The organism is Methylobacterium hispanicum, assembly GCF_022179285.1.
Taxonomy (GTDB): domain Bacteria; phylum Pseudomonadota; class Alphaproteobacteria; order Rhizobiales; family Beijerinckiaceae; genus Methylobacterium; species Methylobacterium hispanicum.
In genome coordinates this window covers 1-6,626 of record NZ_BPQO01000065.1, presented here as the reverse complement: position 1 = coordinate 6,626, position 6,626 = coordinate 1, and the positions used below count along the sequence as shown (strand labels likewise).

At 65.7% G+C, this 6,626-nt stretch carries 7 protein-coding genes, 1 tRNA gene and 1 pseudogene; 5 read left to right on the top strand and 4 right to left on the bottom strand.

Translation table 11 applies throughout. The features are described from left to right. The first annotated feature begins 529 nt into the window (after positions 1-529). Both MFF56_RS31625 and MFF56_RS31620 read left to right on the top strand, forming a co-directional pair. Positions 530-1,402, top strand: a complete 873-nt coding sequence (locus MFF56_RS31625) for a calcium-binding protein (RefSeq protein WP_066923280.1) — start codon at positions 530-532, stop codon at positions 1,400-1,402. A gap of 553 nt (positions 1,403-1,955) precedes the next feature. Continuing rightward, positions 1,956-2,276, top strand: a complete 321-nt coding sequence (locus MFF56_RS31620; protein WP_156453786.1) for a hypothetical protein — start codon at positions 1,956-1,958, stop codon at positions 2,274-2,276. On the opposite strand, the gene MFF56_RS31615 is transcribed toward MFF56_RS31620, so the two are convergent. Together MFF56_RS31615 and MFF56_RS31610 are read right to left on the bottom strand one after the other, a co-directional pair. Next, a protein-coding gene (locus tag MFF56_RS31615) for an IS5 family transposase (RefSeq protein ID WP_156453787.1) occupies positions 2,239-3,044 on the bottom strand; the annotation gives its coding sequence in 2 pieces (ribosomal slippage) (positions 2,239-2,720 and positions 2,720-3,044; 807 coding nt in all). The two genes, MFF56_RS31620 and MFF56_RS31615, sit on opposite strands and share 38 nt — an antisense overlap. 311 nt (positions 3,045-3,355) lie before the next feature. Continuing rightward, positions 3,356-3,431: transfer RNA gene (locus tag MFF56_RS31610), tRNA-Thr, on the bottom strand. 201 nt (positions 3,432-3,632) lie between these two features. Here MFF56_RS31610 and MFF56_RS31605 point away from each other — a divergent pair. Genes MFF56_RS31605 through MFF56_RS31595 form a run of 3 tightly spaced genes read left to right on the top strand, consistent with a single transcriptional unit; the run spans position 3,633 to position 5,214 of the window. Beyond that, positions 3,633-4,109, top strand: coding sequence for a TerB family tellurite resistance protein (locus MFF56_RS31605; RefSeq protein ID WP_066923283.1), 477 nt, complete (start codon positions 3,633-3,635; stop codon positions 4,107-4,109). Next, complete coding sequence (locus MFF56_RS31600; protein ID WP_066923286.1) at positions 4,106-4,501, top strand: CidA/LrgA family protein; 396 nt, start codon at positions 4,106-4,108, stop codon at positions 4,499-4,501. Before MFF56_RS31605 ends, MFF56_RS31600 begins: the two co-directional genes overlap by 4 nt. Continuing rightward, complete coding sequence (locus tag MFF56_RS31595; RefSeq protein WP_066923289.1) at positions 4,498-5,214, top strand: LrgB family protein; 717 nt, start codon at positions 4,498-4,500, stop codon at positions 5,212-5,214. The genes MFF56_RS31600 and MFF56_RS31595 overlap by 4 nt, the downstream gene beginning before the upstream one ends. A gap of 124 nt (positions 5,215-5,338) precedes the next feature. Here MFF56_RS31595 and MFF56_RS31590 read toward each other — a convergent pair whose 3' ends face one another. Together MFF56_RS31590 and MFF56_RS31585 are read right to left on the bottom strand one after the other, a co-directional pair. Continuing rightward, the gene (locus MFF56_RS31590; protein WP_066923292.1) at positions 5,339-6,433 is read right to left on the bottom strand and encodes an NAD(P)/FAD-dependent oxidoreductase; all 1,095 of its coding nucleotides are present in this window, start codon (positions 6,431-6,433) and stop codon (positions 5,339-5,341) included. A gap of 45 nt (positions 6,434-6,478) precedes the next feature. Further along, positions 6,479-6,626: pseudogene (locus MFF56_RS31585) on the bottom strand (glucose-1-phosphate thymidylyltransferase RfbA); the annotation flags it as partial.

Genomic DNA, 6,626 nt, shown 5'->3' with positions numbered 1-6,626 from the left:
ACCGCCCACTCCGCATCCGTCAGGTCAAACCGCGCCATCCAGATCCCTCCCGCTCAGAGGGCTAACGCCGCCGCACCTCAGCCGTGCCAGACGTTATGGGTCCGCGACCTAATGCGGTCGTTTCCTCCCAGGCTCCGCCCGCCCGGCTCACCGCCCCGGCGGCCCTATTTGTTGAAGAGCTTATGATCGGACTCAATTTGGCTGCTCTGCACGACAGCCTCTCGATTGCGATAGAGGTTCGCTCAGCACCATGTGGCGTCTCAAATCTCCCTGCCATGTGTTCCATCTAGGTTTGGAAAAAACCATTCCAGATATGACACTTCACTTGCGTACCATATTATCTCAACTAGTGATCGCAACTTACTCGGGAAAAAACTCGGCGATATCGCAATTATACAACAGAGAAAAACCGGTAAAATTTGACATATCTGATGGCGGCCCGGGCATACGCGCGTGTTGGACAATGACCATTTGGCCGGACATCGGCCACAGTCCTCCGCCGATTGTCCCCAACATAGGATTTCCTACCATGGCTCTGCTCAACATCGGCTCCCTGCTGAATGGCACGGCTCAGAACAGCGTTCTCGACCTTGGCGTAGTCGCAAATCTGCCTGGGGTGGTATCCCTTGACGGCGCCGTCGATGTGCTTACCCCAGCCGGCACAGCCCTCAACGTCGATGCCGACCTTCAGCTGCTCAGCGGCACCGATGTGGGCGACGTGCTGGACGCGGTTCTCGGAGGTGGTTTGATCTTCGGGCAGGACGGCAACGACACCCTGAACGGCAACGCCGGCAACGATGTCATGGACGGCGGCAGCGGCGATGACACACTTTTCGGCGGCCTCGGCAACGACACCCTGCTCGGAGCAGGAGGGAATGACTTCATCGATGGGGGGAGCGGAGACGACTTGATCTTTGGTGGCCGCGGCTCGGATACAATCGTCGGAAACGGCGGACGAGACACAGTTTTTGGCGGACAGGATACCGACTTGATCAACTATACGGCCTCGCCAGATGGAGCGATTTTGCTCGGAAACATGGGGAATGATTTGATCTATGGTGGGTCCGGCGCCGACACCATCTTTGGCGGCCAGGACGAAGACAGGATCTTCGGCGGCGGCGGAGATGATATAATAAACGGTGACCTCGGCAACGACATCATTACGGGAGGTTCTGGCGCGGACCGGTTCGTGTTCAACAACCCGATTAACGGGCTTTTGAGCGGATCTGATCGCATCACCGACTTCAACGCTGGGGCAGGCGACCGGCTTGCGCTGAACGGGCAGAGCTACTTTCTCAGCAGCGACGCGAATGGCAACGCTGTCCTCACGCTCTCCGGAGGCGGCAACGTAACCCTCGAGGGCGTCGCAGCAGGCTCAGTCCAGAGCAGTTGGTTTGCCTAGTCTCCAACTACTCAGAAGCTAAGGCCGATCTCAGTTCGCACGCCGACAGGGACTCGGCGATGGTCGGAACGTTGCTGACCGACCTGTCTTCATGCGCTGTATCGACCCAAAAGTCGATTTCCCGCGGGCCTTCCTGCCATTGCGCCATAGGTAGGGAGATCCGCGGGAGGCTCAGCCTCCGAAGCCCCGCCGTGGCGGGTTTTTTCGTCGTCGCTGGTCTGGATGGTCGGCCGACACATTATCACGAGTATCGGCCTTTGGCTCGGGACCAGGCTCGATTGCGCAGTGAACAAGCCGCTTGTTACAGATGCATGAAGGGTCGGCCCATCGCCAAGCCCACTTCCGGCGCGTGTCGCCTGATGGCCCCCTCCGGCGCCGGCATCTGCTGGACATTTCAGCCCGCGCGGCCTCGCCGCGGCGGGTTTTTTCATGTGCACGCGGCCTTCAGGAGAAATAGCCCGGTGCAGCCGGGATAGATTGGCACTTAACAGAGATGTGATGGTCGCGTACCGTCCTCCCAAATTCTAGCCTCTCGGTCTGTGAGGAGATGTTCATGGCGCTCGAGCTTTTTGGAACCTCTGGACCAGATCTCTTTGAGAGCGGCGAAGAAGAGGAGAGGATTAACATACAGGGGAACGGCGGCGATGACGTTTTCAACATCAAAGGCGACGACGACGGCATCAATGAGTTTAGCGTCACGGCGGGTAGTGGCAACGATGCGCTAAACGTCGATTACAGCAACGGCACGTTCGACGCGGGTGCCGGTACAGACACGCTCGACCTTATCGAGGGGCGTGTGACGTTTCTCGGCGGTTCAGGGGTGGATACCCTTAGAGTCAGGGGCAAAACCGTTTGGCCTGAGCGTGGCAGATGAGGGCGCAGGCGAGCGTCGTGAAGGCGAGGTGCAGTTCGGCGCGGCGCTCGTAACGGATAGCGAGGCGGCGGAAGCGGGCCAGCCACGCCAGGGTGCGCTCCACGATCCAGCGGTAGCGTCCCAGGCGCTCGCGGCTCTTGATGCCGCGCCGGGCTATCCGAGGCGTGATGCTGCGGGCCCGGCACTCGCGCCGACAGCGGCGATGATCGTAGCCCTTGTCAGCGTGCAGCTTGTCTGGTCTGCGTCGCGGGCGACCGCGCCGACCTGTGCGCACGCCCGGCACCGCATCCAGCGTGGCGGCCAGCATGCGGCTGTCGTGGCAGTTGGCCCCGGTGAGCCTCAGGCCGAGCGGTGTGCCGTTGGCGTCCACGACAAGGTGGCGCTTCGTCCCCGGCTTGCCCCGGTCCGTCGGGTTCGGGCCCGTCGCGAAACCCCTTTTTTTGCGGGCAGGCTGGCGCTGTCGAGAGCGGCCCGCGACCAGTCGAGTGCGTCCGCGTCCTGAAGCCGCTCCAGCATCACGCGGTGGAGCGCGGCCCAGACGCCGGCTGCCTGCCATGCGGCCAGCCGACGCCAGCTCGTCTTGCCGCTGCAACCGATCTCCGCGCGCGGCAGGTGCTTCCACTGCATGCCGGTGCGCAGGACCAAGAGAATGCCGGCCAACGCCGCCCGGTCCGAGGCACGAGGGCGGCCACCTTGCGGCTTCTCAGGTTCAGGCGGCAGAAGCGGCTCGATCACCGCCCAGAGGTCGTCAGGTACGAGAGCGTCCATGCCCTCTCAACCCGCCCAAGCCAGTTTTGTCCCACGCTCTTATCCAGGCAGTCGAGCATGTTCGCGTGCGCCCTCTGCCAGTGCTCGCCGTAGAAGCCGGGGCATGCCGACTTGCCCAGGCTCAGACGATCCGAGCCGGAGCGCCACGTGTAGAGTAAAGAGATCGGAATGGCGGGGCGAGGTGCGCTTACATCGGCGCGGCATAGGGGAGGGCAGGTCGGCCAGCTATCGCGCGGAGGTCACATCCGCTCCGCTGCTTACTATGGGCTTGCCGACGCTATATTACGGTAACCAATTGTAGGACTAAGCAATGGTGCCGCAAGAGGGATTCGAACCCCCGACCCCCTCATTACGAATGAGGTGCTCTACCAGCTGAGCTATTGCGGCGGCAGCGGTCACGCGATGGCGATCCGTGCGGTGGTAGGCTCTTAGCCGCCCCGACTCCGCTTGGCAAGACGGTCGGTGCCGGTTGGGAGAGGTGATGCTGCGCTGCAACACCTGTGACGCGCAGGGTGCCCATGCCCGGGTCAGTCTTGACCGGGGCCGGGGGCGCCGGAAGTCTACTGGTTCTGCCTTCGGGAGCCCACGATGCCGCTGCTCGCCCGTCTGCGTGCTTACGCCGCCGAGGCCTTCGGGACGGCCGGGGGAGGGGAGTCCGTGGACGACACGCACCTCGCCGCCACCGCGCTCCTCGTTCACATTGCTCGGGTAGATGGCGTTCTGGCCCCTGCGGAAACCGAGCGCCTCGCCCGCCTCGTGCAGAGGCGCGACGCCGCCGATGCGGAAGCCGCGCGCGCTCTGATCGCCCGGGCGATCGCCTTCGATGCGGAGACGCGCGACGTGGCCGACCTCGTGGAGATGATGCCCCACGGGATGGACGAGGCCGAGCGCACGCGCCTCGTGGCCATGGCCTGGGCTGTGGCGGCCGCGGACGGCGCGGTCGGGGAGTTCGAGGAGGCACTGGTCTGGCGCCTCGGCGCGCTGCTCGGGCTCGAAGAGGCGGCGGTCAGGTGGGCGCGCGCTTGCCGGGAGCCGGACGGCGCGAATGCGGGCGGGGCGCGATGATCGCGAGTCTCTGTCTTATCCTGCTGGCGCAGCTCGCCGGCGAGGCGCTCGCCCGCGGGGCGGGCCTGCCAGTGCCGGGGCCGGTTATCGGCATGGCGCTGCTCCTCGCCTTCCTCGTCATACGGGATCGGGGCCCGCGCCCGCTTCGGCGGCTCATGCCAAAGCCCCTGCTCGACGGGACGCTCGAGGGAACTGGTCGAGGGCTGCTCGCCAACCTCTCGCTGATGTTCGTGCCGGCCGGCGCCGGTATCGTCGGCCGGCTCGACGTCGTACAGTCGCAGGGCCTCAAGCTCGCCCTGGTCATCGTGGTCTCCACCGGCGCGGCGCTGGCCGCGACGGTTCTGATCTTCATCGGCGTGCAGCGCCTGCTCGACCGGATGACCACGCGGTGAACGGGGATTTTGCCCTTTGGGTTTATCTCTCACGCACGCCGCTGCTCTGGCTGACAGTGACGCTCGTCGCTTATCTCGTGGCCGACCGGATCTCAGCCGCGACCGGACGCCATCCGGTAGCAAACCCGGTACTCATCGCCATCGCGATCACGGCCTGCGTACTGAAGCTCACTGAGACGCCGTACCCGACCTACTTCGCGGGCGCGCAGTTCGTGCACTTCCTGCTCGGACCCGCCACCGTGGTGCTGGCCCTACCACTCTACGAGCACCGTGCCACGGTGCTTCGCGCGGCCCTGCCGATGCTGGCGGCCCTCTGCGCGGGCTGCGCCACAGCCCTCGTCACGGCGGTCGGTCTCGCGCGTCTGCTGGGCATTCCGGAGCCGGTCATCGTCTCTCTCAGCCCGAAATCCGTGACCTCCGGCGTAGCCATGGGCATCTCGGAGGCGCTCGGCGGCGACCCGACGCTGACCGCCGTGCTGGTGATGACCACCGGCATCGTCGGCGCCATCTTGGTCACCCCGCTGATGCAGATCATGCGCATCCGGGACATGCGCGCTCGTGGCTTCGCGGCTGGCCTCGCCGCCCACGGCGTCGGCACCGCCCGAGCCTTCCAGGTCAGCGAGGTCGCCGGCACCTTCGCGGGCATCGCCATGGGACTCAATGCTTTCCTGACGGCGATCGCCGTCCCGCTGGCCCTTCACCTCCTCACGTAACGGGATACCCAAGGGCCTCGAGGCCCTTGGGCCGGGATTTGGGCCGCCGCCCCGATATGACCCTGCCACCCAGCAGAGGTCCGCCGTGGAACCGTCGAGGCCCCCGGTTCCCAGCAACCCGGTCTCAGGTCTCCAATCGGTTCGCCACGTCCTCAGCGAGCGATAGGCTCGCTGTGAGGCCGGGGCTCTCAATGCCGAACAGGTGCACGAGACCGGGCAGGCCATGCTCGCTCGGGCCATCGATGCGGAAATCCTGGGTGGCCTCGCCGGGGCCTGACAGTTTTGGGCGGATGCCCGCATAGTCCGGCACCAGGGCACCGTCTGGCAGGCCGGGCCAGTAGCGCCGAATCGCCGCGTAGAACACTGCGCCGCGCTCCGGGTTCACTCGGTAGTCGAGCCTGTCGGTCCACTCGACATCGGGCCCGAAACGCATCCGCCCGGCGAGGTCCAGAGTCAGATGGATGCCGAGTCCGCCCTCGACGGGGGCCGGGTAGATCAGGCGGCCGAAGGCCGGCCGGCCCGAGCAGCCGAAATAGTTGCCGCGGGCCAGCACAAGGCGCGGCACGCGCGCCGCCGGGTAGTCTTCGGTGGCGCTGGCAAGCGCCTGCGCGCCGAAGCTCGCGGCGTTGACGATCGCATCGAACGGGTAGGTGCCGGGGTCCGCGCCGCCGAAATGGGCGACCCATCCCGCCCGTGCGCGCGCGAGCCGCTCCACCGGTGTGCCAAGCGCGAGCGCGCCACCGTTGTCCTTGATCTCGCCGAGCAGCGCCAGCATCAATCCGTGACTGTCAACGATGCCGGTGGAGCCCGAGAGCAGGGCCGCGGTGCAGGCGAGGTTCGGTTCGAGCCGCCGTGCCTCCTCCGCATCGAGTAGGGCGAGATCCTCGACGCCGTTCGCCGCTCCCTGGTCGCGGATCGCCGCGACCTTTGCGGCCTCCGCCTCGCTGGTGGCCACGACGAGCTTACCGCAGGCCCGGTGCGCGACGCCCCGGCTCGCGCAGAATGCGTAGAGCATCCGCCGGCCGACCACGCAATGGCGGGCGCGCAGCGATCCGGTCGGATAGTACAGGCCCGCGTGGATCACCTCAGAATTGCGCGAGGATATGCCTGATCCGAAAGCGCCTGCCGACTCTGCCACGATCACGTCGTGACCGCGAAGCACCATCGCCCGTGCGACCGCGAGGCCTATGATCCCAGCTCCGACGACGAGAATATCCATCTTGGCTTAACCTGTCTCGATCACCGTGCGCGGATGACAAGAAGCCTAAGGTTGTGCCGCCTCGTGCTCGCGGGCGAGGCGTAGCAGGTTCTGGCCGTAATTCGTCTTGGCGAAGAGCTCGCCCCGCGCCACCAGCTGCTCGCGCCCGATGAAGCCCTGCAGGTAGGCGATCTCCTCCAGGCAGGCCACCTGC

Coding starts and splice junctions, on each gene's coding strand:
- MFF56_RS31605 (WP_066923283.1), top strand. CDS start 3,633: ATGCCGCTGCTCGCCCGTCTGCGTGCTTACGCCGCCGAGGCCTTCGGG.
- MFF56_RS31625 (WP_066923280.1), top strand. CDS start 530: ATGGCTCTGCTCAACATCGGCTCCCTGCTGAATGGCACGGCTCAGAAC.
- MFF56_RS31590 (WP_066923292.1), bottom strand. CDS start 6,433: ATGGATATTCTCGTCGTCGGAGCTGGGATCATAGGCCTCGCGGTCGCA.
- MFF56_RS31600 (WP_066923286.1), top strand. CDS start 4,106: ATGATCGCGAGTCTCTGTCTTATCCTGCTGGCGCAGCTCGCCGGCGAG.
- MFF56_RS31620 (WP_156453786.1), top strand. CDS start 1,956: ATGGCGCTCGAGCTTTTTGGAACCTCTGGACCAGATCTCTTTGAGAGC.